The organism is Qipengyuania citrea, from assembly GCF_024171405.1.
GTDB lineage: Bacteria > Pseudomonadota > Alphaproteobacteria > Sphingomonadales > Sphingomonadaceae > Qipengyuania > Qipengyuania profunda.
In genome coordinates, this window is sequence record NZ_JALJZT010000002.1 from 2,330,269 (window position 1) to 2,353,690 (window position 23,422).

Below are 23,422 nucleotides of genomic sequence, written 5' to 3' on the forward strand. Positions count from 1 at the left end.
CCCTCTGGCTAGCAGCCTAGCTCGACGCATTCCAGCACGGAGACCTCTACGCTTGGCCCGTATCGTGATGAAATTTGGCGGCACCTCGATGGCCGGGACCGAACGCATCCGGCGCGTGGCCAATATCGTGCGCAAGCAGCAGGCGCGCGGGCACGAGGTCGCGGTGGTGGTTTCGGCGATGGCGGGCGAGACCGACCGGCTGGTCAATTTCTGCCGCGAGGCCAATGCGCTCTACGACCCGGCGGAATACGATGTGGTGGTGGCCAGCGGCGAACAGGTGACCAGCGGGCTGCTGGCGCTGACGCTGCAGTCGCTCGGTTGCCAGGCGCGCAGCTGGCTCGGCTGGCAGATGCCGATCAACACTATCGAGGCGCATGCCAAGGCGCGGATCGACAGCATCGATGCGGACGCGCTGATTGCCAGCATGGAGCGCGGCGAGATAGCCGTCATCCCCGGCTTCCAGGGCCTCTCGGGCGAGGGCCGGCTGACCACGCTGGGCCGCGGCGGGTCGGATACGTCCGCCGTGGCGGTGGCTGCAGCTATTGGCGCAGATCGCTGCGACATCTATACCGATGTCGACGGTGTCTATACCACCGACCCGCGGATCGTCGCCAAGGCGCGCAAGCAGACCGCGGTGACCTATGAGGAAATGCTCGAACTCGCCAGCGTCGGGGCCAAGGTGCTCCAGACACGCTCGGTCGGGCTGGCGATGAAGGAGGGCGTGCGCGTGCAGGTCCTCTCCAGCTTCGTCGGCGACGACGCGGTTCCCGCAGACGAATACCCCGGCACGATGATCGTGTCGGAGGAAGAAATGAACGCACTGGTGGAGAAGGGCGATATGGAACGCCAGCACGTGACCGGCATCGCGCATGACAAGAACGAGGCCAAGGTGATCCTCACCCGCGTGCCCGACAAGCCCGGCGCGGTGGCCCACATCTTCGAACCGCTCGCCGCGGCGAGCATCAATGTCGACATGATCATCCAGAACGTCGGCCGCGACAAGGGCGAGACCGACGTGACCTTCACCGTGCCGCAGGCCGATCTCGCGCGCGCGCAGGCGCTGCTCGAGGACAAGCGCGACGACATCGGCTACAACCGCCTGATTACCGACAGCAAGGTCGCCAAGATCAGCGTCGTCGGTGTCGGCATGAAAAGCCATGCGGGTGTCGCCAGCACGATGTTCAAGGCGCTGGCCGACCGCGCGATCAACATCCAGGCGATCACCACCAGCGAGATCAAGGTCAGCGTGCTGATCGACGAGGACGAAACCGAACTGGCAGTGCGCGTGCTTCACACGGCCTATGGGCTGGACGCTGCCGACGAGGCGGCATGAGCCACACTGCCCGGATCCTCCTGCTCGGCTCGGGCGAACTGGGGCGCGAGTTCGCGATATCGGCCAAGCGGCTTGGCGCCTATGTCATCGCCTGCGACAGCTATGACGATGCGCCCGCCATGCAGCTGGCCGATGCACGCGAAGTGTTCTCCATGCTCGATGGCGACAAGCTGCGCGAGGCGGCCGAGAAGCACCGGCCCGATTACATCGTCCCCGAGATCGAGGCGATCCGCACTTCGGTACTGGCCGAACTGGAGGAGGAAGGCTTCACCGTCGTGCCCTCTGCGCGCGCCGCGCAGCTGACCATGAACCGCGACGCGATCCGCGACCTTGCGGCCAATGATCTGGGCCTCGTCACCTCCCGATATCGCTATGCCAAGAATTTCGAGGAAGTGCAGGCGGCCGCGCAGCACACCGGTTTGCCCTGCGTGATCAAGCCGGTCATGTCGTCATCGGGCAAGGGCCAGTCGACCGTGCGCGACGCGGCCGAGCTCGAAGCGGCCTGGGCCTATGCCTGCGCCAACATGCGCGGCGACCGCCAACGCGTGATCGTCGAGCAATTCGTCGATTTCGATTACGAGATTACGCTGCTGACCGTGCGCCACAAGGACGGCATCAGCTTCTGCCAGCCGATCGGCCACCGGCAGGAACGCGGCGATTACCAGGAAAGCTGGCAGCCCACGCCAATGACCGACGCGGCGATCGCCAGGGCGCAGGACATGGCGCGCACCGTGGTCGACGATCTGGGCGGCTACGGGCTGTTCGGGGTCGAGTTCTTCGTGAAGGGCGAGGAGGTGATCTTTTCCGAGCTTTCCCCGCGCCCGCACGACACCGGCATGGTCACGCTGGTCAGCCAGAACCTCACCGAATTCGACCTCCATGCGCGGGCAGTTATGGGGCTGCCGGTCCCGCCCGTGCTGCGCGCGCGCCCCGCCGCCAGCGCGGTGATCCTCGCCGAACGCGACAGCGCGGCGCTGGCTTATGACGGGCTGGCCGAGGCGATGGGCGAGGGGGCCGACATCCGCATCTTCGCCAAGCCCACCAGCCGTCCCTACCGCCGCATGGGCGTGGCGCTGGCCACTGCGGGCGATACCGACGAAGCGCGCTGCATCGCGCGCGAGGCGGCGCACAAGGTCCGCATCACCTACGGCGACTGATCAGCCTCAGCCCAGCAGCATCACGTTCATCAGCCGCCCGGGCAGCAGGAAGGCCGCGAGCCCGGGAAAGACCAGTCCGGTGACATAGGTAAAAACGAGCTGCCGCTTGTGTGCCGGGATGTTGCCACGCCGTGCGGTCGCTACCGAACGCCAGGCCGAGAAGATCGTCAGCGGGATGAAGACATGGATCGGGCCGTAGCCGCCGCCCGAAGTGATGAAGATCGCCGAAAAGGCGGTCACCAGCATCAGCGCGAGCCAGATCTTGCCCAGCAGCCTGTGCCGCGCATCGCCCTTGCGCGCTAGCAGCACATAGGCGCCCAGCGGGATCGCGGGGATAACTGCAACCACATGCACCGCGATCGCGGCATGGCGCAGATGCGGCAATTCGGGAGTCATGCCGGCAAGCGCGCGGCCGATCGCGATGACGCAGAGCAAGGTCATCACGGTCCCGATGGTGGCCACCAGCGCGCGGCTGGCCGGACCGATATCGAATGCGGACGGGCGGCGGGGGGCGGGCGGCGCGGACAGCGGAAGTGCGAACATTGTCTGGGTCTCCAGGCGGGTGGTTTCGCCCCCTTGGTGGCAGCGCGCCGCTGGCGGGCAAGCGGGCTTGCGCAAAGGGGCCGACCGCTTCGCGAAAGGACGCGAAATCGGGTGTTTGACCACTTTACGAAGCGCGAACGGGCACTAGTCTGCAGGATATGGAACAGGCCCGCCCCGCTGCAGCGCGCATTGCTCGCAAGCTGGTGATCGATCTGTCGGTCATGACCGCGGTCGGGCTGGTCTTGGCGATCATCGGCCCCTTCGGGACGGCCGCCGCGCCGCTGGCATGGCGGCTGGTGAGCTGGATCGGGCTCGCCTGGCTCGGCTATGCCTTCTACCGTCCGCTCGCCCCGCTGGTCGCCTGGCTGCACCCGCGGCTCGAGCTGCCCCGCGCCGGGCTGTGGATCGGCTTGACCATGCTCGCCACGGTGCCGCTGACGGCAGCGATCTGGACGATCGAATTCCTTCCCGGGCCGGTTCCCGCGCCCACGCTCGAACAGGCGCTGCTGGCCTATCTCAATGTGCTGGCGATCGGGGCCAGCGTCACCGTCGTCTTCTACCTGCTCGAACGCGGCCGGCCGAAGGCGGCGGCGCACGACGCGATGGCCCGGTCCGTCGCCGCGAGCGACGTGCAAAATGCCCGGCAGGGCGAGCCGCATTCCGCATTCCTGCAGCGCCTGCCGGCCGAGCTGGGAAGCGACCTGATCGCGCTGGAGATGGAAGACCACTACGTTCGCGCGCATACCATGCTCGGCTCGGACCTCGTGCTGCTGCGGCTGCGCGATGCGATCGCGGAACTCGACGGGATCGAGGGCGCGCAGGTCCATCGCAGCTGGTGGGTGGCCCGCGATGCGGTCGAAGGCGTCGAGCGCGAAGGGCGCAAGCTGCGGCTGCTGTTGCCGCGGGGGATCGCGGCGCCGGTCGCGCGCAGCCGCATGAGCGAACTGGGCGCGGCCGGCTGGTTCTAAGCATCTTGCCGTTGCCCCGCGCGCGCCGTAAGCGCCGCATCATGACGACCTATCCCAAGACCGCCCGCCTGATGCAGCGCGGCGCAGATTTTCTCGGCAGCGAAACCGCGATCCTGTGCGGCGCGATGAGCTGGGTGTCCGAACGCAGTCTCGTGTCGGCGATTTCGAACGCCGGCGGCTTCGGCGTGATTGCCTGCGGGGCGATGACCCCCGAACTGCTCGACCGCGAGATCGCCGCAACCCGCGCGCTGACCGACAAGCCCTTCGGCGTGAACCTGATCACCATGCATCCCGACCTGTTCGAGCTAATCGCGGTGTGCGAGAAGCACGCGGTGGGCCATGTCGTGCTGGCGGGCGGCATCCCGCCCAAGGGCAGTGTCGAGGCGATCAAGGGCGGTAAGAACCCCGCCAAGGTCATCTGCTTTGCGCCCACGCTGGCGCTGGCCAAGAAGCTGCTGCGCTCGGGCGCCGATGCGCTGGTGATCGAGGGGATGGAGGCGGGCGGCCATATCGGCCCGGTCTCGACCAGCGTGCTGGCCCAGGAAATGCTGCCCGAACTGGCCGAGGATCACCTTATCTTCGTCGCCGGCGGGATCGGCCGCGGGCAGGCGATTGCGGGCTATCTGGAAATGGGCGCGGCGGGCGTCCAGCTCGGCACGCGTTTCGCCTGCGCGCAGGAAAGCATCGCGCATCCCGATTTCAAGAAGGCCTTCTTCCGCGCCAGCGCACGCGACGCGGTAGCCAGCGTCCAGGTCGATCCGCGCCTGCCGGTAATCCCGGTCCGCGCGCTAAAAAACAAGGGAAGTGAGTTGTTTACCCGGAAACAGATCGAGGTTGCCGGCGTTCTGGACCGCGAGGAGATCGCGATGAACGAAGCGCAATTGCAGATCGAGCATTACTGGGCGGGCGCATTGCGCCGCGCGGTCATCGACGGCGATGTCGAGAATGGCAGCCTGATGGCCGGACAATCGGTCGGCATGCTCAAGGAAGAAGAGCCGGTCGCCGCGATCATCGACAAGCTGATGGCCCAAAGCGAAGCAGCGCTCGCGCGTCGCTGATATGCCCCCTCGCCCGCTCGACCTTGATGTCGCCATCTATCGCGATCGCGTGCAGGTCACCAATCGCGCCACCGCAACCTTTGCCGACCAGCGCGCCAATCACGAATTTTCGAACGCGGCCTCGGTAGTCGCCGAGCCGCGTTATCTGGAAGACACGATCGTCCGCGCGATCCGTCAGCTCGCGCATGAGGACAGGGCCTTCATGCTGTGCGATCCGATCGCGCATGTGGTCGGCTGCGAGACCGCGCTCGACGAATCCGAACGCTACATCGTGGAAAGCGCCTTGCACCAGTCGGGCATGAAGACGGTGGTCTTCGAAATCGACTGACCAAGCCTGAATTGCGGCTGGCCAAGCCTGTTTGCGCTTGCACGGTTGGGCGCGGGGCGCACATGAGGGCGCATGTCCGACCCATTCGTCCTGACCCTGTCCTGCGCCGATCGTCCCGGGATCACCGCGCGCGTCACCTCGTTCCTGTTCGAGCGCGGCGGCAACATCCTCGAAGCGCAGCAGTTCAACGACCGGATGAGCGACGCCTTCTTCATGCGCGTCGAATTCGATCCGGGCGCGATCTCGCGCGATACCTTCCGCGGCGAGTTCGCCCCGTTGGCGAGCGAGTTGGCGATGGAATGGAAGCTGTCGCTGCGCGACCGCCCGCGGCGCGTGCTGATCATGGTCAGCAAGTTCGACCATTGCCTGGCCGACCTGCTCTATCGCTGGCGGATCGGCGAATTGCCGATGGAGCCGGTGGCGATCGTATCGAACCATCCGCGCGAGGCGATCGAGCACACCGATCTGGGCGAGCTCCCGTTCCACCATCTGCCGATCACCCGCGACACCAAACCCGCACAGGAAGCGCATGTGCGCGCCATTGCCGAGCAAAGCGGCGCCGAACTGGTCGTGCTGGCGCGCTACATGCAGATCCTCTCGGACGAACAGGCGGCGCATTTCGCCGGGCGCTGCATCAATATCCATCACAGCTTCCTGCCCGGCTTCAAGGGCGCCAAGCCCTATCACCAGGCCTATGAGCGCGGGGTCAAGATGATCGGCGCGAGCGCGCATTACGTCACCGGCGATCTCGATGAAGGCCCGATCATCCACCAGGATGCCGAGAGCATCGGCCATGCCGACACCCCCGATGCGCTGGTGCGCAAGGGCCGCGATATCGAAAGCCGCGTGCTCGCCGAAGCGGTCCGCCTGCATCTGGAAGAGCGCGTCCTGCTCAATGGCCAGCGGACCGTGGTGTTCAGGGGCTGAGCAGCTCTTTCCACGGCGCCGTGACGGCGTCGTCGCCGGATAGCGGGTCCCACACCGTCGCCATCCGCGCACGCGCTGCCTGCTGGTCCATCCCGGCCTTGAGATCGGTCAGGTAGAAGAACGCCGTGACGCGGTAATTCATGATGCAATGGACATGCACCGGCGTGTCGCTCTGCTCCAGCGCGGCACGAAACGCCGCGACATGGCGCGCGTGGGGTGCGTCGAAGGGAACCGGGATATGCGTGTAGCTGATCCCCTGCTCGGCCAGCAGCCGCTCCTCATCCGCCAGCGCTTCGGGATGATCGTCCAGCGCCAGATTGATCACATGGCGCACGCCGATGGCCGCAAGCCTCGCCGGGTCGCCCGGCTCGAGTTTGCCCGACGTGGTGATCCCGTCGGGCCGCCTGCGCCAGTTCCTGATGTCGGATGGGTCGTCCACGCTCAGCGTGCGGCAGCGACGCGGGTCTTGGCGCGTTCGGCCTCCATCGCCTTGTCCTCATTGGCGCGCTTGATGACATATTGGCGGATCGCTTCGACCTCGTCCTCGGATAGCGAGGGTGCGAAGCTCGCCATGCCGTTGTCGCTCAGCGCGCCGCCATGGACGATCTGCAGCCAGGCGGTCCGGTTCTCCAGCGCGCCCGAGCGGCGCAGGTCTGGCAATTCGGTCGATCCCACCGCGCCCGGCGCATGGCAGACCGCGCAATAGCGGGCGTATTTGCTGCCCCCCAGCGCAAGGGTCACGGCACTCGCGCGCGACGGCGGCGGGTCGAGCGCGGCGAGCGTGAAGTCGGGTTCTTCGGGCAGGGCGGCGGTGCCGCCCAGCTTGAACACCAGCAGGCGGCTGATGTTGCGCACGGGGCGCATATTGTCGATCAGCGCGCCATCGGCGGAAATCGCAAAGGCGCCGCCCCAGCCGGCCAGCACGGCGACATATTGTTCGCCATTCACGGTGTAGGTGATCGGCGGGGCGACCACACCGGTCTGCGCGGCGAAACTCCACAGCCGTTCGCCATTGGCCGAATTATAGGCGGCAAACTCGCTGCCCGAATTGCCTTGGAAGACCAGCCCGCCGCCAGTCGCCAGCAAGCCGCCGTTCCACGGGCCCGGGTGCTCGACGCTCCAGCGTGCTTCCTGTGCGACCGGGTCCCACGCCACCAACTTGCCCTTGATCGTGCCCTGCACCTCGCGGCGGATGCCCAGATCGGGCGGCAGATCGCCTGCGCCCAGATCGAAGCCGATGTTGAACCCGCGCGCGCGGTCGGGCTTCCAGTTTGCTTCAGGGGCATAGAGCATCGCGGCTTCGAATGCCGGGATGTAGACGAGATTCTCGCCCGGGTGGTACGCCATCGGGTGCCAGTTGTGCCCGCCCAGCGGCCCGGGCATCACCAGCGCGGGCTGGCCGGTGATGTCGATCCGCGTTTCGGGGTTCATCTGCGGGCGGCCATCCTCGCTCATCCCGGTCGACCAGTTGAGCGGGATATAGGGCTCGGCCGAAATGAACTCACCCGTCGCGCGGTCGAGCACGTAGAAATAGCCGTTCTTGGGCGCCTGCATCAGCACCTGCCGGCTGCGCCCGTCGATTTCCATATCGGCCAGCACGATGTGCTGCGTGGCGGTGTAGTCCCAGGTTTCGCCCGGCGTGGTCTGGTAGTGCCAGACATATTCGCCCGTAGCGGGGCGGATTGCGACAATGCTCGAAAGATAGAGATTGTCGCCTTCGCCGCGCCCGTCTGCTCCGGGGCTGCGATAGGCGCGGTTCCACGGGGATCCGTTGCCGACCCCGAAATAGAGCAGGTCGAGCTCGGGATCGTAGGCCATCGAATCCCACACCGTGCCGCCGCCGCCAATTCCGTCCTCGCCCGCCAGCGCGTCGCCGCTCCAGGTTTCGGTCGCCGCCGTGAGATAGTCGGGCGCGTCATCGCCCTCGTCGCCGGGCACGGTGTAGAAGCGCCACAGCTCCTCCCCGTCCTCGGCGTCATAGGCGGCGATATAGCCGCGCACGCCGAACTCGGCGCCGCCATTGCCGATCAGCACCTTGCCATCGACCACGCGCGGCGCGCCGGTGATGGTGTAGCTCTTGTCCTGGTCGACCGTAACCTTCTCCCACGCCACCGCGCCGGTATCGCGGTCGAGCGCGACCAGCCGCCCGTCGAGCGTGCCGAGGAACAGGTGCTCGCCCCATGCCGCCAGACCGCGATTGACCACGTCGCAGCACGCCTTGACCCCGGTTTCGCCCGGCACTTCGGGATCGTAGCTCCACAGCGGCTCGCCCGTCGCGGCGTCATAGGCGAAGACCTTGCTCCACGCGGTGGTGACATAGAGCTTGCCGTCCATCACCAGCGGGGTCGCTTCCTGCCCGCGCGCGGTGTCCATGTCGGAGAACCACGCGAGCCCGAGGTCGCCCACGCTGTCGCGGTCTATCTGGTCGAGCGGCGAGAAGCGCTGTTCGGCATAGCTGCCACCATGCGTGATCCAGTTGGCCGGGTCCTTGCCTGCATTGACCAGCCGGACGGTGTCGACCCCGCCTTCGGGTGCGTCCGCGGCACCCATCTTGCAGCCAGCCAGCGTCCCGCAAAACCCCAGCGCGGCCACTGCCGCCCAACCGATCCCTCGCATTATCCTCTCCCCGGCGACATTTGCGTCGCTCTATGAAACCTATCCTGCCGACGATGCGCGGGCTTGTCCATAAGGCTGCACCCTGCGAGGATCGGCGCGAACGGGACTGCGAGGAGAGACGAGCGATGTGCGATGAACAGGATCTGGCGCGCTGGGCGCGCGGCAAGGTTTCGCGCCGGGCCTTCGGCGGCGGTGCGATGGCGGCGGGCGTGGCGGCCTGCGCGCCGGTCGATGCCAATGTCGATCGTCCGGCGGAGGCAGGCGGGCTGACCGAACGCATGGTCAGCTTTGCCGCACCCGGCGGGACGATGGACGGGTTCTTCGTGCATCCCGCGGACAAGACCGGCCCGCTTGTGCTGTTCTGGCCCGACATCGCCGGGCTGCGCGAAGCGAAGCGGCAGATGGCGCGGCGGCTGGCGGGCGCGGGCTATGCCGTGTTCGTCGCCAATCCCTATTACCGCGATGTTGCAGGCGAGCAGTTCGCCGACTTCGCCGATTTCGCGGGCAATGGCGGCTGGGACAAGGCGCGCCAGTGGCGCGCCAAGCTCGATGCGGAAGCGATCCAGGCCGATGCGCGCGCCGCCACTGCATGGCTCGATACGCAGGACGCCGTCGATACCGCGCGCGGGATCGGCACGCAGGGCTATTGCATGGGCGGGCCCTTTACCGTGTGGAGCACGGCTGCAGTGCCGCGGATGAAAGCGGCGGGCAGTTTCCATGGCGGCGGGCTGGTGCGCGAGGGCGCGGACAGCCCGCACCGCATGCTGCGCGAGGACGCCCATTATCTGATCGCGATCGCGCAGAACGACGATACCAAGGAGCCTCAGGCCAAGACCGAATTCCGCGCGGCCGCCGAGGCGGTGGGCGCGGCGGCGGAGGTCGAGGTCTATCCCGCCGACCACGGCTGGTGCGTGCCCGATTCGCCGTCCTACGACGAGGCCGAGGCCGAGCGGGCCTGGGCGCGCTTGCTGGCAACCTACGCCGCGGCGCTCTGACCGCTTTCGCTTGCCGCCAGCCCCACGCGCGCTACGATGCGGGCGAATAGAGGAGGGTCGTGATGCTTGGTGGTACGCTTGTCCTGATGCTGCTGGTCCTGGTCGTTGTCATGTTCCTGGTGATGGGCGTGCGCATCGTGAAACAGGGCTTCGTCTACACCATCGAACGGCTCGGGAAATATCACCTTGCCGCCGATCCCGGCCTGCACATCATCTATCCCTTCATCGATCGCGTCGGTCACAAGATCAACATGATGGAGCAGGTGCTCGATATTCCGGGGCAGGAAATCATCACCAAGGACAACGCCATGGTCGGCGTGGATGCGGTGGTGTTCTTCCAGGTGCTCGATGCGGGCAAGGCGGCTTACGAGGTGTCGGGCCTCCACAATGCGATCCTGGCGCTGACGACCACCAATCTACGCACGGTGATGGGTTCGATGGACCTCGACGAGACCCTGTCGAAGCGGGACGAGATCAACGCCCGGCTGCTCAGCGTGGTCGATCACGCCACCTCGCCCTGGGGGATCAAGATCACCCGCGTCGAGATCAAGGACATCCGCCCGCCGGTCGATATCTCCGAAGCCATGGCGCGGCAGATGAAGGCCGAACGCCTCAAGCGTGCCGAAATCCTCGAAGCCGAAGGCGACAAGACCAGCTCGATCCTGCGCGCCGAGGGTCGCAAGCAATCCGCCATCCTCGAAGCCGAGGGCAAGCGCGAGGCGCAGTTCCGCGATGCCGAAGCGCGCGAGCGCGCGGCGCAGGCCGAAGCCAAGGCGACCGAGATGGTTTCCAACGCCATCGCCTCCTCGGGCAACCAGGCGATCAATTACTTCATCGCGCAGGAATACACCAAGGCAGTGGGCAAGTTCGCCGACAGCCCCAATGCCAAGACCATCCTGTTCCCGGTCGAGGCGACCCAGCTGATCGGCTCGCTCGGCGGTATCGGCGAACTGATCAAGGGCACGTTCGACGGTGTCGAGGGCACGGTGGACAGCGGTATGCCGATCCCCGCCGGCCGCGATACCGCATCGCCGCGCCGCAGCAGCGTCCCGCGTTCGCGCGGCGATTGAGCGGAATTGCGATGGATGGCATCGAATCCTACTGGATCTGGCTGATCCTCGGCCTCGCCCTGGCCACTCTCGAGATGGTCGTGCCCGGGGTCTATCTGATCTGGCTGGCGATGGCGGCGCTGGGCATCGCAGTGCTGGCCTTCGTCTCGGCGCCCCCGCTGGCGCTGCAGATCGTCGCCTGGCTGTCGCTCTCGCTGATCCTCGCCTTTTCGGCAAAGCGCTGGCTGCGCGACCGCCCGGTCAGCTCCTCCGACCCGTTGCTCAACAACCGCGTCGGCCGGCTCCACGGCGAAACCGCACTGGTGACGCAGGCGATCGAAAGCGGCTCGGGCCGGGTGAAGGTGGGCGATAGCGAATGGATTGCGCGCGGTGCGGATACCGCGGCGGGTGCGCGCGTGCGCATCATCGGCAGCAATGGCGCCGAACTGCTGGTCGAGCCGGTTGCGCTGCTCGAAGGCGATAGCCCGCCCGGGGGCGAGGCCTAGCTCAGCCGTTGAGCGCTTCGGTGAAGCGGCCGTGCTTGCGGTAGCGCACCATCCATTTGTCGAGGAACAGGCCCAGCGGCTTGGGCTCGATGCCCAGCTTCGCGAAACCCGGAAACTCGCCCGAGACGACATTGCCCTGCTTGAGCAGCTTCCACTGGTCGCTGCCCATCGGTGTGCCCGGCAGCGCGGCGAAGGTCGCCGAAAGCGCATCGGGCATCGCCAGGAAAGTGCGCTTGCGCTGCTGCGCGGCGGCGATCGCTTCGTTGATCTGCATCATCGACATCTGCTCGGGCCCGCCCAGCTCGTAGGTCTTGCCGCCGAATGTGGCCGGGTCCTCGAGCGCGCGCACCGCCGCTTCAGCGACATCGTCGACATAGACCGGCTGCAGCTTCGCTTCGGGGGCGAAGACCGGCAGCACGGGCAGCGCCGAAATTAGCCCGGCGAACATGTTGATGAAATTGTCGTCCTTACCGAACAATATGCTCGGACGCAGGATGGTCGCCTTGGGGAAAGCGGCAAGCACGCGCTCCTCGCCCAGCTTCTTGGCCGCGGCATATTCGATCTCGGTACCCTCCTCGGGCTCTGCTGCGATCGCGCTGACATGGACGAACGCGCTGGCGCCTTCCTTCGCGGCGGCCTCGGCCATCCAGCCAGGCGCTTCGCCCATCAGCCGGCGCAGATTGCCGCCAAACGCGCCCACCAGGTTGATCACCGCATCCGCGCCCACGAGGCAGCGCTCGACCGACTGGCGATCGCTCGCATCGCAGCGCGCGAACTGCATCTGGCCGAGGTTGGCGAGCGGCTTGAGCTTGAACGCCTTTTCGGGATTGCGGCTGGCGATCCGCACCCGCGCACCGCGCTCGAGCAGCGCCTGCGCCACGTAATTGCCGATAAAGCCGCTACCGCCCATCAGCACTACCAGTCTGCCGTTCAACGCACCGCTTTTCGCCATGGTATTCGCCTGTTTCCTCGAAGGGAGAAGTGTCGCCACGCCCCTAGCCTCAACCCCCGCTGCGCCGCAAGCGTTCCGGCGGGTGTGAAAGGCGTTGACAGGTAAGCCACTGCTTCGCTAGTGGCCCGCGCCTACCCGCAGCCGTGCTACGACGACCGGCCAGCGACAGTGTGCCCAGATGGCGGAATTGGTAGACGCGCATGCTTCAGGTGCATGTATCCGCAAGGGTGTGGAGGTTCGAGTCCTCTTCTGGGCACCATTTGTTCTTCTCACGTTCTCCCAAATAATCTATAAAACCCGCAGAAATCCTAGGGATTTGGCCCTTGGATCGTTCCGGATCGTCCCGCCTGTTCTCGGGGGTTCCAGACACTTTTGTGGGCCTTTTGAGGCCGTTTCGCAAAGGCCCAGATGAAAAGGCCCCCACATGCCGCTGACAGATACTCGCCTCCGCGCTCTCAAGCCCAAGGACAAACCGTACAAGGTAACCGATGAGCGCGGCCTATATGTCGAGGTCACGCCGACCGGCAGCAAGCTTTGGCGATTCCGATACCGGATCGGTGGTGCGCAAAAGAAGCTCTGCATCGGCAGCTATCCTGACATCAGCCTCAAGCAAGCCCGAGACGCAGCCTACGAGGCACGACGAGCTGTTGCTTCTGGGGGCGACCCGGCCTTTGAGAAGCGGAAGCGGAAAATCCGCGCCGAGTTCCTTTCTGCACAGACGTTCGAGGCAGTCGCGCGTGAATATATCGAGCAGATGATGGTCCAGAATGGCCGCGCCGATGGCACGATCGTCAAGGCCAATTATTTCCTCGACAAGCTTGCGCCTGCCATCGGTAACCGACCCATCCACGAGATCGAGCCGTTCGAAGTCCTGGCTCCTCTGAAACGACTGGAAGCCACTGGTAAGCACGAGACTGCGAAGAAATGCCGCTCGTTCGCAGGCCGCGTGTTTCGTTACGGTGTCGCTACCACCCGCTGCAAATCCGATCCGACCAGTATGCTGAAGGGCGCTCTCGTAACGCCGAGAGCCACGCATTATGCAGCAATCCTCGAGCCCACCGAGCTAGGCGGGCTGCTGCGCGCAATCGACGACTTCACTGACTACATGGTGACCAAGTTTGCTTTGCAGATCGCGCCGCATGTGTTCGTACGTCCCGGCGAACTCCGCCACGCCGAATGGCATGAGATCGACCTGGTCGATGGGGTCTGGAAGATCCCTGCCGGTAAAATGAAAGCGCGCCGAGCGCATGCCGTCCCGCTGTCCAAGCAAGTTAGAGGTTATCTCACAGACCTGGCCGAGATGCTCGGCCGCGAAGGATATGTCTTCCCGTCTGCGCGCAGCTCCAAGCGTCCCATGAGTGAAAACACGCTCAATGCCGCATTTCGTCGCATGGGATATTCGAAGGAAGAAGTCACCGCGCATGGACTCCGGGCGACAGCATCGACATTCCTGAACGAGTCGGGCCTTTGGAATCCCGATGCGATCGAGCGTGCCCTGGCACATGGCGACAGCAATGTTGTGCGTGGCATCTACCATCGCGGCAAACATTGGGAAGAGCGCGTGCGCATGGCTCAATGGTGGAGCGACTACCTCGATGAGCTCCGGACAGGAGGAAAGGTCATCATGGGAAAGTTTGCGAATGGTTGATCGGAAGAACGAATTTCTTCTCAGCCAGTGCAGGATTGAAGGCTCAGGACGAGCCCTATCAGGGACACTGACGCGAGCAAGGCGAACTCAATTCTGATGCCCCAGACTTTAAGCCACTTCCGCATCGTGCTGAGCCTCAGTTCGCAGAGCTTTGGCAGCTAAGCTGATCGAACCGTTCAGCAACAGTCTTCCACGTTGCTATGCCTGCCTCGTCCCCTTCGTTGGAAAGTCGCTGGATCTGCTTTGCGATAAACGCGGCTCCCTCTTCGCCATGGTTCTTTTCGACCCAAAGTGCAACGGCCCACAATTCTTGATCGCGGTTCAGCACCATGGTTCACGTCGCCCGGTCCAGGTCCGCGCCAGCCCTTCGCTGACCAACTGATCGCCAAGCGAGCGGCCGCCGCGCGTTACGACCCGCAGTTTACGACCGTACTGATCCTCATCTCTGCTTCCGATGGTCCTCAGTTCAAAGGGTCCGCCATTGAGCAATTCGACAAGGCGATGCGTCGCGCGCATGCCGAGTTGGTATTCATAATCGCAACGAGGCTCGCTGATCTCTGGTGTATCGATGTCAGCAATGCGGATCTTTACGCCATCAAGCCAGAAGGTATCTCCATCCACGACGCATGTGCGCCGGACGGATCCGCAAATGTCGAATTGTGGGAAGCTCGCTTGCTGGAATAAAGTTTGAGGCTGCTGATCGTCGTTAGCAATGCTGGCATCATGGACTGGCCAGGTGAGTGCCAGCATCCCTCCAGCAAATACGATCGCGAATGCTCCCAATCCCAACGCGATCTCCTTTCTCAGCTTCCGGCGCTTCTGTGCCTTCAACGACTTGCGAAAATCGAACGGCTCACCGGGGGTCTCATTCACTAGCGTTGTCCGTTTTCATTCCGGCACATGATTTCAGACAATAGCCGGAAATCAGGCAGTTTCGTCAATTGTACGTACCAATTGCTTGCCAACGTCCCAACACGGACCGGACATATTGCGGTGTTTCACCGTTGCTGGGAATGCCGCGTGATCGGGAGACGGCACCTGGGCCCGCATTGTAAGCAGCCAAGGCCAGGTGGACCGCGTCGAACCGGTCCAACATATCGCGAAGATACCGGGCGCCACCGTCGATCGATGCAAGAGGGTCATGACGGTTCCGGACGCCCAGTTCGCGCGCCGTGGCCGGCATAAGCTGCGCCAGCCCGGCAGCACCGGCTGGACTCACAGCCATCGGATTAAAGCGGGATTCAGCCCAGATAAGAGCACGAAGCAGGTTGGTCGGAAGCCCGTAACGGCGCTCAGCCTCGGCTATCGCCGCCATATACAGGCTTTCCCGATAGGATATGTTTGCTGGCTCGGCCTGGTAGATTGCAGGAAGATATTGCCTTGCCGGCTGCTGGTCCGTCTTCGGCGGAACGACCGCGTGTTCGAACAAGGTGAAATCCTGGGCGCGGACTTGCTGAGAGGAGGTCGCGATCATTCCCAAACAGGCGACCGCTATCGCGGTCCGACGATTGAGGCGGGTCATCTCGAGTGGTGCTCCATTGATTCGAATCGATATAGAACATAAGTAGAACATATGCCTGTAGGAAAGCAGCGAATGCCTGCCTTCGGGAGAGGAGAGGAACGCTGATGAGGGGGCCACTTTGCTTGCTGAGGAGCTCGCATGTCCCTGTCTGTCCAAGCTCATCCCAACCGGTCGCTTGCCGGGACCGCCCGTCGCATTTGTGAATCGCGAGGGGGCAAATGGTCAGGCACAAGGGGCATGGCCTGCTGCCCTGCGCATGATGACCGCACGCCGTCACTCGGTGTGTCGCTCGGTCGACAGGCTATCCTTTTCCATTGCTTTGCGGGATGCGATCAGCAGAGCGTATTGTCTGCATTGGCGCGTGAAGGTTTCGAGGCACCGGCGCTTTTTTCAGGTTCTGCGACCACCAACGAGCCCGAATCGACCAGCACCCGCAAACCTTCGGCGGCAGCGCTGAGGATCTGGCGCGATGCACAGCCACTGCGTGCCAGTCCGGCAAAGGCATATCTTGAAAGCCGCGGCATCCTCGCCGCATCTCCGGCGCTCCGCTTCCATCCACGAACGCCGCTTGGCCCGAAAGGACGGGCCCGTTTTCTGCCCGCCATGATCGCGGCAGTCAGCCTCGGCGAGGGCCCGATCGCCATCCACCGCACGTTCCTGTCTACCGAGGCTTCAGGCAAGGCCGCTTTCGAAAAGCCGAAACGCGCGCTCGGCGCGCTCGGTGAAGCTGCTGTTCGTCTCTTCGCTCCAGTTTCCGGCAAGCTTGGCCTTGCCGAGGGGGTCGAGAGCGCGATGTCGGCCTATGCTCTCACCGGCATTCCCGTCTGGGCGACCCTGGGCAATGAGCGCTTCGGTCTCGTCAGCGTGCCTGAGAGCGTGACCGAGCTTCACCTCTTCGTCGATCACGATGCTGGCGGCGAGCTGGCCGCGTCGCGTGGCCTAGCCGCTTATGCCCGCGATGGGCGGACGATCCACGTTCGCAAACCATCCTCACGCGACACCGACTGGAACGATGAACTTACAGCATGGCTGCGCCGCAAGGCGGCGCGGTAGAGGAGAGAGAGCTTCTCGAATTCCTGATCCGGCAGAGGGCGTGTCCCGATGCCTTCATCAGGAGGACGAATTGCCATGTTTCAATCAGACCTGTTTCCCGCCGACGAGCAGTTGCCGTCAATGCGCCTGGCCTATGCCATCGGCACCCGAGTTGCCGCGCTTCTCGCTTCGGGACGTCATCTTACCCGTACCGACATTTCCGGGCTGTTCGCCGAAGAGACCGGTGTTCTGGACTGGGGAGGTGCCTGGACCATCGACGACTACAACAACGCGGTCGAGATCGGTGCACTGCTCTGGCTTCGAGAGTCCTCACGGATCGATCTGGCGACGAACGTGCACGAAGCGGAAGCGCGGTTCGACTGGCTCGAAGCAGCCTTGCCGCCGCGGCATGTGCGCAGCGAAGCACAGGTCGAGCTCCAGCAGTTCTCGACCCCGCCAATGCTGGCCTGGCTGATGGCGAAGGCCGCAGCTGTCTCTGCGCAAGACACCCTACTCGATCCGTCCGCAGGCAATGGTGCCCTTGCGCTGTGGGGCAACGTTCGGAACGCCTTGTTGGTCCTCAACGAGATAGATCCTGTGAGACGAGACAGCTTGGGTCACATCTTCCCTTCGGCCGCGATTACCGCGCATGACGGGGAACTAATCGCCGACCTGATTCGCGGCCCTGTTCCTTCGGTCGTGCTGATGAACCCGCCGTTCGCCCGAAGCCAGGAACGCGGCAAGGACGGTGAGACGGCCATGCGTCACCTGCGCAGTGCGATCCGGGCCGCTGCCAATGGGGCGAGAATTGTCGCGATCATGCCCGAAGGATTCGATGCTTCCACTTTCGCCAAGGCACAGGACGAAGCGTCGCTGCTCCTCGATGTCCGGCTGCAGCAGATGTTTCGCCGGACAGGGACGGGGATCGCTGTTCGCCTGGTTGTGTTCGACAAGACGCCGACTGCGTCCTCGCCTGCGATCACCGGAGATACTGCCGACCTCATCTCGCTCCACGAGCTGCTCAACGCGCTTCCGCCACGCGTAGAAACCTCCACCAACATCCATCGCCTGCCAATCGGGAAGCCAGTGCGCCTTGTTGGCAAGATCTCAACGCACCGCGCGCCGGTCCGGCCAATGGCTCCTTTCGCAGCGACAGCAGCAGCCAGGGCGAATGCGATCGATCTTGCCTATTCGGTCCTCGCCGAACCCGCGCCGGTGCTCGAACAGACCGGCATCTACCTGCCTTACCGGCCTAGCCGCATCGCCTTCGAGAATGCGCCGGCCCATCCCACCCCGCTCGTGGAATCGGTCGCCATGGGTTCGGTCGCGGCACCGCAGCCCGATGTTTGCCCGCGCCTTCCCGCATGTTGGCAGGCCGATGGCCTGCTGTCCGAAGCGCAATGCGAGACACTGGTCTACGCTGCCCAGGCATTTGCGCGCGATCTTCCGGGTCAGTTCAAGGTGAGCCAGGAAGGCACCTCGCTGGAACTCTCCGAGGACGGAGACTCCTACCGCCAAGGCTTCTTCCTCGGCGACGGAACCGGAGCGGGCAAAGGACGGCAGATCGCCGCGGTCATCATGGATCGCTGGCTCGCAGGCGAGCGCCGACATGTCTGGATCACCAAGAACGAGGCGCTGCTCGAAGATGCACGCCGCGACTGGGAAGCCCTTGGCGGGCTGCCGCTCGATCTCCAGCCGCTCTCGCGCTGGAAACTCGGCCAGCCCGTAAAGATGTCCGAAGGCATCCTCTTCGTCACCTATCCGACGCTGCGCTCGGGCCGCGCCGAGGATACGCGGCTCGACCAGATCCTTGCCTGGGCGGGCGAGGATTTCGACGGCGTGATCGCTTTCGACGAAGCCCATGCGATGGCTAATGCGCTCGGGGGCTCTTCAATCCGCGGCAAGGTCAAGGGCTCCGAACAAGGGATGGCGGGCCTCAGGCTGCAGAACCATCTCCCGCGCGCCCGCGTGCTCTACGCGTCTGCCACTGGCGCTTCGGATATCGCCAACCTCGGTTACACTTCCCGCCTCGGCCTTTGGGGACCCGAGACCGCTTTTCCGACCCACGAGGCATTCATGACCGAGATCCGCGCTGGCGGCGTCGCGGCGATGGAGCTCGTCGCCCGTGATCTCAAGGCCCAGGGGCTCTATCTTGCCCGTGCGCTGTCCTTCGCCGGGGTCGAGTACGAGATCTTAGAGCACTGCCTGACCGAAGCGCAGGTGCGGATCTACGACGCCTATGCTGATGCCTGGGCGATCATTCACCGCAATCTCGAAGCCGCGCTCGAGGCGACCCGTGTGGTCGATGAGGACAGCGGCGATACGCTCAACCGGAATGCCAAGGCGGCAGCGCTTTCGATCTTCGAAGGCACCAAGCAGCGATTTTTTGCCCAGCTCCTGCTCTCGATGAAGCTGCCCAGCCTGATTCCGGCGATGGAAGCGGCGCTTGGCGAAGACCATTCGGTAGTCGTGCAGCTGGTCTCGACCGCCGAGGCGATGCTCGACCGGCGCCTTGCCGACCTCTCCGACGAGGAGCGTGAAGCGCTCGATATCGATCTGTCCCCGCGCGAATACGTTATCGATTACCTTACCAAGAGCTTTCCGGTGCGCCTGATGCAGGTCTTCGCCGACGAGGACGGCAATATTCGCTCCGAGGCGATGAGCGATGAGCTGGGCAATCCCGTTTTCTGCCCGCGCGCCATGGCCGCGCGCGATGCGCTGATCGAGCAGCTCTGCGCGCTGCCGCCCATCGCCACTGCGCTCGATGCGATCATTGAACACTTTGGAGCCGAAGCCGTGGCCGAAGTCACGGGTCGGACCCGCAGGCTGGTCCTGGGGCGCGATGGTCAGCAGAGGCTCGAACGGCGAAGCCCCAGCGCCAATGTCGCCGAAGCGCAAAGCTTCATGGACGGGACCAAACGCATCCTCGTCTTCTCGGATGCGGGCGGGACGGGACGATCCTACCATGCCGACCTTCATGCGAAGAACCAGCAGCGCCGAGTCCATTTCCTGCTCGAGCCGGGCTGGCGGGCCGACAACGCTATCCAGGGGCTCGGCCGCACCAACCGCACCAACCAGGCCTCGGCCCCGCTGTTCCGACCGGTGACCACCGACGTGAAGGGCGAACGCCGGTTCATCTCGACCATTGCGCGCAGGCTCGATGCCTTGGGTGCGCTGACGCGCGGCCAGCGCCAGACCGGCGGGCAGAACCTGTTCGACCCGGCAGACAATCTCGAAAGCGACTATGCGCGCGACGCGCTCAGCCGCTGGTTCCAGCTGCTCTATGACGGCAAGCTCGAAGCCACCACCTTCGGCAACTTCGTCGAACGTACCGGCCTCCGCCTTGAAAACCCCGATGGCGGACTGACCGACAATCTCCCGACGATCCAGCGTTGGCTCAACCGCATCCTCGCGCTACCGATCGCACTCCAGAACGCGATCTTCGACGAATATCTCGGCCTCGTCGAAGCGCGGATTGAAGCTGCGCGCGAGGCCGGAACGCTCGACCAGGGACTGGAGACCGTGAGGGTCGATCGCTTCACGGTCCTCGCCGATGAACTCCTGCGCACCGATCCCGTGACCGGAGCCGAGACCCGCCTCGTCTCGCTCGAAGTGACGAGGCACCTTCGGCCTCTGCGATTGCAGCGCCTGGTGCGGATGCACGAGATCGGCAGTCGGCACGCGATCCCGATGCGCAATATGCGGTCAGGCAAGGTCGCGCTGTCGGTTCCAGCCCGTCGCCTCATCGCCGACGACGGGGCCGTGATCGAACGCCGGCGCCTGCTGCGCCCGCTCAAGTCCGCGAACTGGACCCTTGAGGCACTCGCCGAGAGCCACTGGGAAGAAATTGGCGTCACCGCATTCACCAGCACCTGGCGGACCGAGGAAGAAGAGGCGGCCAAATCATCGGTCACCGAGCGCGTCCATCTCGCCACCGGACTTCTGCTTCCGGTTTGGAAGCGCCTTCCCGGCGATCATGTCCGCGTCACCCGGCTCGTTGCCGAGGACGGCCAGTCGATCATCGGGCGCGAAGTGCTCGATGTCGATCTCGCGGCAATTGCCGATACCTTTGGCCTTTGCGGAGTTACCGGGCCAGCTGCAGAGCAGATCGGCGACCTGGTCCTCTCAAGCGGAAAGCCGCTGGTCCTCGCAAGCCACGATGCCTTGACCGTCAAGCGATCGCTGGTCGGCGGCGAACAGCGCCTTGAACTGACCGGATTCTCGCCGGATCGCCTCGACTGGTACAAGGGCAAGGGCTGCTTCACCGAGATCATCCGCTACCGCACGCGGCTGTTTGTCCCGGTTTCGAGAGCTTCGTCGGTCCTCCCCGCGCTTGCCGCCTGATCCCTCGGGCAAACCCCAATCTAAGAATGAGAGTGGAGGGAGCCCTTTGGGCTTGTGGGCCTCGTGATCCTCACCTGCGCCTTCATTCCATCAGGAGAACACCCATGATCCAGTCGATCCCCTTGAAGAAGCTTGTTCCGAGCCCGCGCAACGTTCGCAAATCGAGCGACGTGCTGGCCGACCTCCAGCTGCGGGCAGACATTGCTGCGCGCGGCCTGCTGCAGAACCTCGTCGTGCGCAAAGGAAAGCGCGGCAAATTCGAGGTCGAGGCCGGTGGTCGCCGTCTCGCCGCGCTGCAGGCGCTGGCCGAAGATGGCACCTTGCCCGACAACCACGAGGTCACCTGCCTCGTCATCGAAGGCGAGGAAAGCGAAGTGCGTGAGGCCAGCCTTGCCGAGAACTTCCAGCGTCTCGCGATGAACCCCGCCGACGAGGCGCAGGCCTTCGCGGCGATCATCGAGGCGGGCGCTACCACCGAAGACGTGGCGCGCCGCTTCGGCCTCACCGTCCGTTTCGTCGAAGGGCGCCTGCGTTTGGCAAGTCTGGCACCCTGCGTCTTCGAAGCACTCGCTGAGGGTACGATCACGCTCGACATGGCCAAGGCCTACGGCGCGATCTCCGACATCGAGCGCCAGGCGCATGTTTATGCCGAGCTGCAGGACGCCTGGTACCAGGTCACCCCTGACACCATCCGCCGCATGGTGCTTGATGCCACGGTGCGCGGTTCCGATCCGCGTGCCGTGCTCGTCGGACGCGATGCCTACCTCGCCGCAGGCGGCCGGATCGAGCGCGAACTGTTCGACGATGATGCCAGCGAAAGCTGGATCGATGTCGCGCTGCTCGAAGACCTCGCGCACAAGGCCATGGAAGAGGCGGCACAAAAGACCGCACTCGAATATGGCCTTGCCTGGGTGCGCCCGACCCTTGGCACCTATGTCAGCCATGACCTTGTAGAAGGTCTCGGTCGCTTGCCCTGCGAGCCTGCGCCGATGACCGAGCAGGAAGCGCAGGAGCTCGGCGAGCTCGAGGCCGACTACGACCGCGTCGCTGCCGTGCTCGAAGACGAGGACAGCGACGAGGAGGAGATCGCCAAAGCCGAGCAGGAACTCGTCGTTGTCGACCGGGCCATGCGCGCGCTCAATGATCGTCCCCCTGTGCTTGCCGACGAACTAAAATCCGAGGCTGGTGCTTTCCTCGTCCTCTCGCGCAATGGCGAACCGACACTGGTCCCGCAGTTCTATACCGAGACCGAAGTCATCGCTGACGAAGGTGTGGTCGAGGCCATCGAGGAAGGTGGAACGGCGAAGCCCAAGGGGAGCGCGCTCTCACAGCGCCTGCTCGACGAGCTTGCAATGCAGCGCCGCGACATCTTGGCGATCCATCTCGCCAACGATCCGGCACTGGCGCTCGACTTCATGGTCTTCACGCTCGCTGATGCTGATGGACATGACTGGCGGGCCAAGAAGGCATCGACGCTGGTCGGCTCTGTCGCGTCCGGCCCCGTCACCGGGTTCGAAGCCAAGGACGCACCGGCAAGTGCTGCCCTTGCCGAGTTCGCCGGGTCGCTCGATGAAAGCTGGCGTGTCGGCGAGACCGACGTCGAACGGTTTGCGAGGTTCCGGGCGCTCTCCGACGAGGCGCGCTCGGCTTGGCTTGGTCATGTCGTCTCGCGCACGCTTGTCGCCAGTCTCGCCTGCGAAGGCGAACGCTCGGTGCCGCTGCACGAGGCGCTCGGCTCACTTCTCGAAATCGAGACCGCGCATTGGTGGCGTCCCACGGCGACGAATTACTTCGATCGTGTGGCCAAGGCCCGCACGCTTGAAGCGCTCGATGCCGCCGGCGGTCCCGAACTGGTCAGTCGCTATGCCGCCTCCAAGAAGTCCGAATTGGCAAGCGCTGCCGAACGCATCTTCTCGGGCAACTTCATCGGCGAGGAACATATCAAGGAACGGGCGCAGGCCTGGGTGCCTTCGATCATGCGTTTCGCCGGTGCCGAAGAGGTCGAACCGGTTGACGCCGAAGCGGATGAGCCGGTCAGCAATGTTACAGCTGATGAGATAGCCGAGCAGGCTGCCTGACCCCTCCTGACAGGTCCAGGTCACTCGGCGGGCGGTCCGTCCCAATCGGGACGGACCGCCTTTTCGTATTCTCCTAGTGCGGCGTTCGTCCCAATACTCCTGAATCCTGACATTCTTAGTGCTGAGGCAGCGTATCTGCAGCCGCCGCCAGAGCCGCCGTTCGCAGCCCCGAAATCGTCCGTCGGTAGCTGCCGTTCATTCAACCGCCAGAAATTGTGGCAACTGGGTCGGTAGCTGCAAGGCAGCTTTCAGCTCGAGAAACAAGGAAGCAGACATCCGAGACACTGGCCCTCTCGGTGTAAACGAGATGCTCGGCATACGGCTCAGAAAGGACCGAAAGCGGGTGAACAAGTTCCGGGTGGCAAG

At 64.5% G+C, this 23,422-nt stretch carries 20 protein-coding genes and 1 tRNA gene; 14 read left to right on the forward strand and 7 right to left on the reverse strand.

Annotated elements, in window-relative coordinates:
• Positions 1-52: 52 nt before the first annotated feature.
• Both J2S32_RS12270 and purT read left to right on the forward strand, forming a co-directional pair.
• Positions 53-1,333: an aspartate kinase gene (locus J2S32_RS12270; RefSeq protein ID WP_050601771.1), complete on the forward strand. Its 1,281-nt coding sequence runs from the start codon at positions 53-55 to the stop codon at positions 1,331-1,333.
• On the forward strand, positions 1,330-2,490 hold the full coding sequence (gene purT / locus J2S32_RS12275) for a formate-dependent phosphoribosylglycinamide formyltransferase (RefSeq protein ID WP_253521827.1): 1,161 nt from the start codon (positions 1,330-1,332) through the stop codon (positions 2,488-2,490). Before J2S32_RS12270 ends, purT begins: the two co-directional genes overlap by 4 nt.
• A gap of 6 nt (positions 2,491-2,496) precedes the next feature.
• On the opposite strand, the gene J2S32_RS12280 is transcribed toward purT, so the two are convergent.
• Positions 2,497-3,033, reverse strand: a complete 537-nt coding sequence (locus tag J2S32_RS12280) for a DUF2306 domain-containing protein (protein WP_253521829.1) — start codon at positions 3,031-3,033, stop codon at positions 2,497-2,499.
• A gap of 158 nt (positions 3,034-3,191) precedes the next feature.
• Between J2S32_RS12280 and J2S32_RS12285 the strand changes: the two genes are divergently transcribed.
• From J2S32_RS12285 to purU, 4 genes are all read left to right on the forward strand, one after another.
• Positions 3,192-4,001 (forward strand): LytTR family DNA-binding domain-containing protein, encoded by an 810-nt coding sequence (locus J2S32_RS12285; protein ID WP_253521831.1) that lies wholly within the window; start codon positions 3,192-3,194, stop codon positions 3,999-4,001.
• Between the two features lie 41 nt (positions 4,002-4,042).
• A complete protein-coding gene (locus J2S32_RS12290) occupies positions 4,043-5,059 on the forward strand; it encodes an NAD(P)H-dependent flavin oxidoreductase (RefSeq protein WP_253521833.1) in 1,017 nt (338 codons plus the stop codon).
• Between the two features lies 1 nt (position 5,060).
• A complete protein-coding gene (locus J2S32_RS12295; RefSeq protein ID WP_253521836.1) occupies positions 5,061-5,387 on the forward strand; it encodes a hypothetical protein in 327 nt (108 codons plus the stop codon).
• A 72-nt stretch (positions 5,388-5,459) separates the two neighbouring features.
• On the forward strand, positions 5,460-6,314 hold the full coding sequence (gene purU, locus J2S32_RS12300; protein WP_253521839.1) for a formyltetrahydrofolate deformylase: 855 nt from the start codon (positions 5,460-5,462) through the stop codon (positions 6,312-6,314).
• Here the strand turns inward: purU and J2S32_RS12305 are convergent.
• Positions 6,304-6,753, reverse strand: a complete 450-nt coding sequence (locus tag J2S32_RS12305) for a protein tyrosine phosphatase family protein (protein WP_253521841.1) — start codon at positions 6,751-6,753, stop codon at positions 6,304-6,306. The genes purU and J2S32_RS12305 overlap by 11 nt on opposite strands.
• A gap of 2 nt (positions 6,754-6,755) precedes the next feature.
• Complete coding sequence (locus J2S32_RS12310) at positions 6,756-8,930, reverse strand: PQQ-dependent dehydrogenase, methanol/ethanol family (protein ID WP_437181924.1); 2,175 nt, start codon at positions 8,928-8,930, stop codon at positions 6,756-6,758.
• Positions 8,931-9,055: 125 nt separating this feature from the next.
• Between J2S32_RS12310 and J2S32_RS12315 the strand changes: the two genes are divergently transcribed.
• From J2S32_RS12315 to J2S32_RS12325, 3 genes are all read left to right on the forward strand, one after another.
• On the forward strand, positions 9,056-9,925 hold the full coding sequence (locus tag J2S32_RS12315; RefSeq protein WP_253521843.1) for a dienelactone hydrolase family protein: 870 nt from the start codon (positions 9,056-9,058) through the stop codon (positions 9,923-9,925).
• Positions 9,926-9,987: 62 nt separating this feature from the next.
• Positions 9,988-10,995: an SPFH domain-containing protein gene (locus tag J2S32_RS12320; RefSeq protein ID WP_253521845.1), complete on the forward strand. Its 1,008-nt coding sequence runs from the start codon at positions 9,988-9,990 to the stop codon at positions 10,993-10,995.
• A gap of 11 nt (positions 10,996-11,006) precedes the next feature.
• Positions 11,007-11,480: an NfeD family protein gene (locus J2S32_RS12325; RefSeq protein WP_253521847.1), complete on the forward strand. Its 474-nt coding sequence runs from the start codon at positions 11,007-11,009 to the stop codon at positions 11,478-11,480.
• 1 nt (position 11,481) lies between these two features.
• On the opposite strand, the gene J2S32_RS12330 is transcribed toward J2S32_RS12325, so the two are convergent.
• Positions 11,482-12,432, reverse strand: coding sequence for a complex I NDUFA9 subunit family protein (locus tag J2S32_RS12330; protein WP_253521849.1), 951 nt, complete (start codon positions 12,430-12,432; stop codon positions 11,482-11,484).
• A gap of 172 nt (positions 12,433-12,604) precedes the next feature.
• Here J2S32_RS12330 and J2S32_RS12335 point away from each other — a divergent pair.
• Both J2S32_RS12335 and J2S32_RS12340 read left to right on the forward strand, forming a co-directional pair.
• Positions 12,605-12,691 (forward strand) — tRNA-Leu (locus J2S32_RS12335).
• A gap of 165 nt (positions 12,692-12,856) precedes the next feature.
• Complete coding sequence (locus J2S32_RS12340) at positions 12,857-14,080, forward strand: tyrosine-type recombinase/integrase (protein ID WP_253521852.1); 1,224 nt, start codon at positions 12,857-12,859, stop codon at positions 14,078-14,080.
• 136 nt (positions 14,081-14,216) lie between these two features.
• Here J2S32_RS12340 and J2S32_RS12345 read toward each other — a convergent pair whose 3' ends face one another.
• The 3 genes from J2S32_RS12345 to J2S32_RS12355 form a co-directional block, all read right to left on the reverse strand.
• A complete protein-coding gene (locus J2S32_RS12345) occupies positions 14,217-14,411 on the reverse strand; it encodes a DUF6961 family protein (RefSeq protein ID WP_176267530.1) in 195 nt (64 codons plus the stop codon).
• Entirely contained in the window at positions 14,402-14,953 is a 552-nt protein-coding gene (locus J2S32_RS12350; RefSeq protein WP_176267529.1) for a thermonuclease family protein, read from the reverse strand. Before J2S32_RS12350 ends, J2S32_RS12345 begins: the two co-directional genes overlap by 10 nt.
• A gap of 64 nt (positions 14,954-15,017) precedes the next feature.
• A complete protein-coding gene (locus tag J2S32_RS12355; RefSeq protein WP_253521855.1) occupies positions 15,018-15,602 on the reverse strand; it encodes a lytic transglycosylase domain-containing protein in 585 nt (194 codons plus the stop codon).
• A 237-nt stretch (positions 15,603-15,839) separates the two neighbouring features.
• Between J2S32_RS12355 and J2S32_RS12360 the strand changes: the two genes are divergently transcribed.
• From J2S32_RS12360 to J2S32_RS12370, 3 genes are all read left to right on the forward strand, one after another.
• Entirely contained in the window at positions 15,840-16,655 is an 816-nt protein-coding gene (locus J2S32_RS12360) for a DUF7146 domain-containing protein (RefSeq protein ID WP_253521858.1), read from the forward strand.
• A 75-nt stretch (positions 16,656-16,730) separates the two neighbouring features.
• A complete protein-coding gene (locus J2S32_RS12365) occupies positions 16,731-20,978 on the forward strand; it encodes a strawberry notch-like NTP hydrolase domain-containing protein (RefSeq protein WP_253521860.1) in 4,248 nt (1,415 codons plus the stop codon).
• Positions 20,979-21,082: 104 nt separating this feature from the next.
• Positions 21,083-23,056 (forward strand): ParB/RepB/Spo0J family partition protein, encoded by a 1,974-nt coding sequence (locus J2S32_RS12370; protein ID WP_253521862.1) that lies wholly within the window; start codon positions 21,083-21,085, stop codon positions 23,054-23,056.
• Positions 23,057-23,422: the final 366 nt, after the last annotated feature.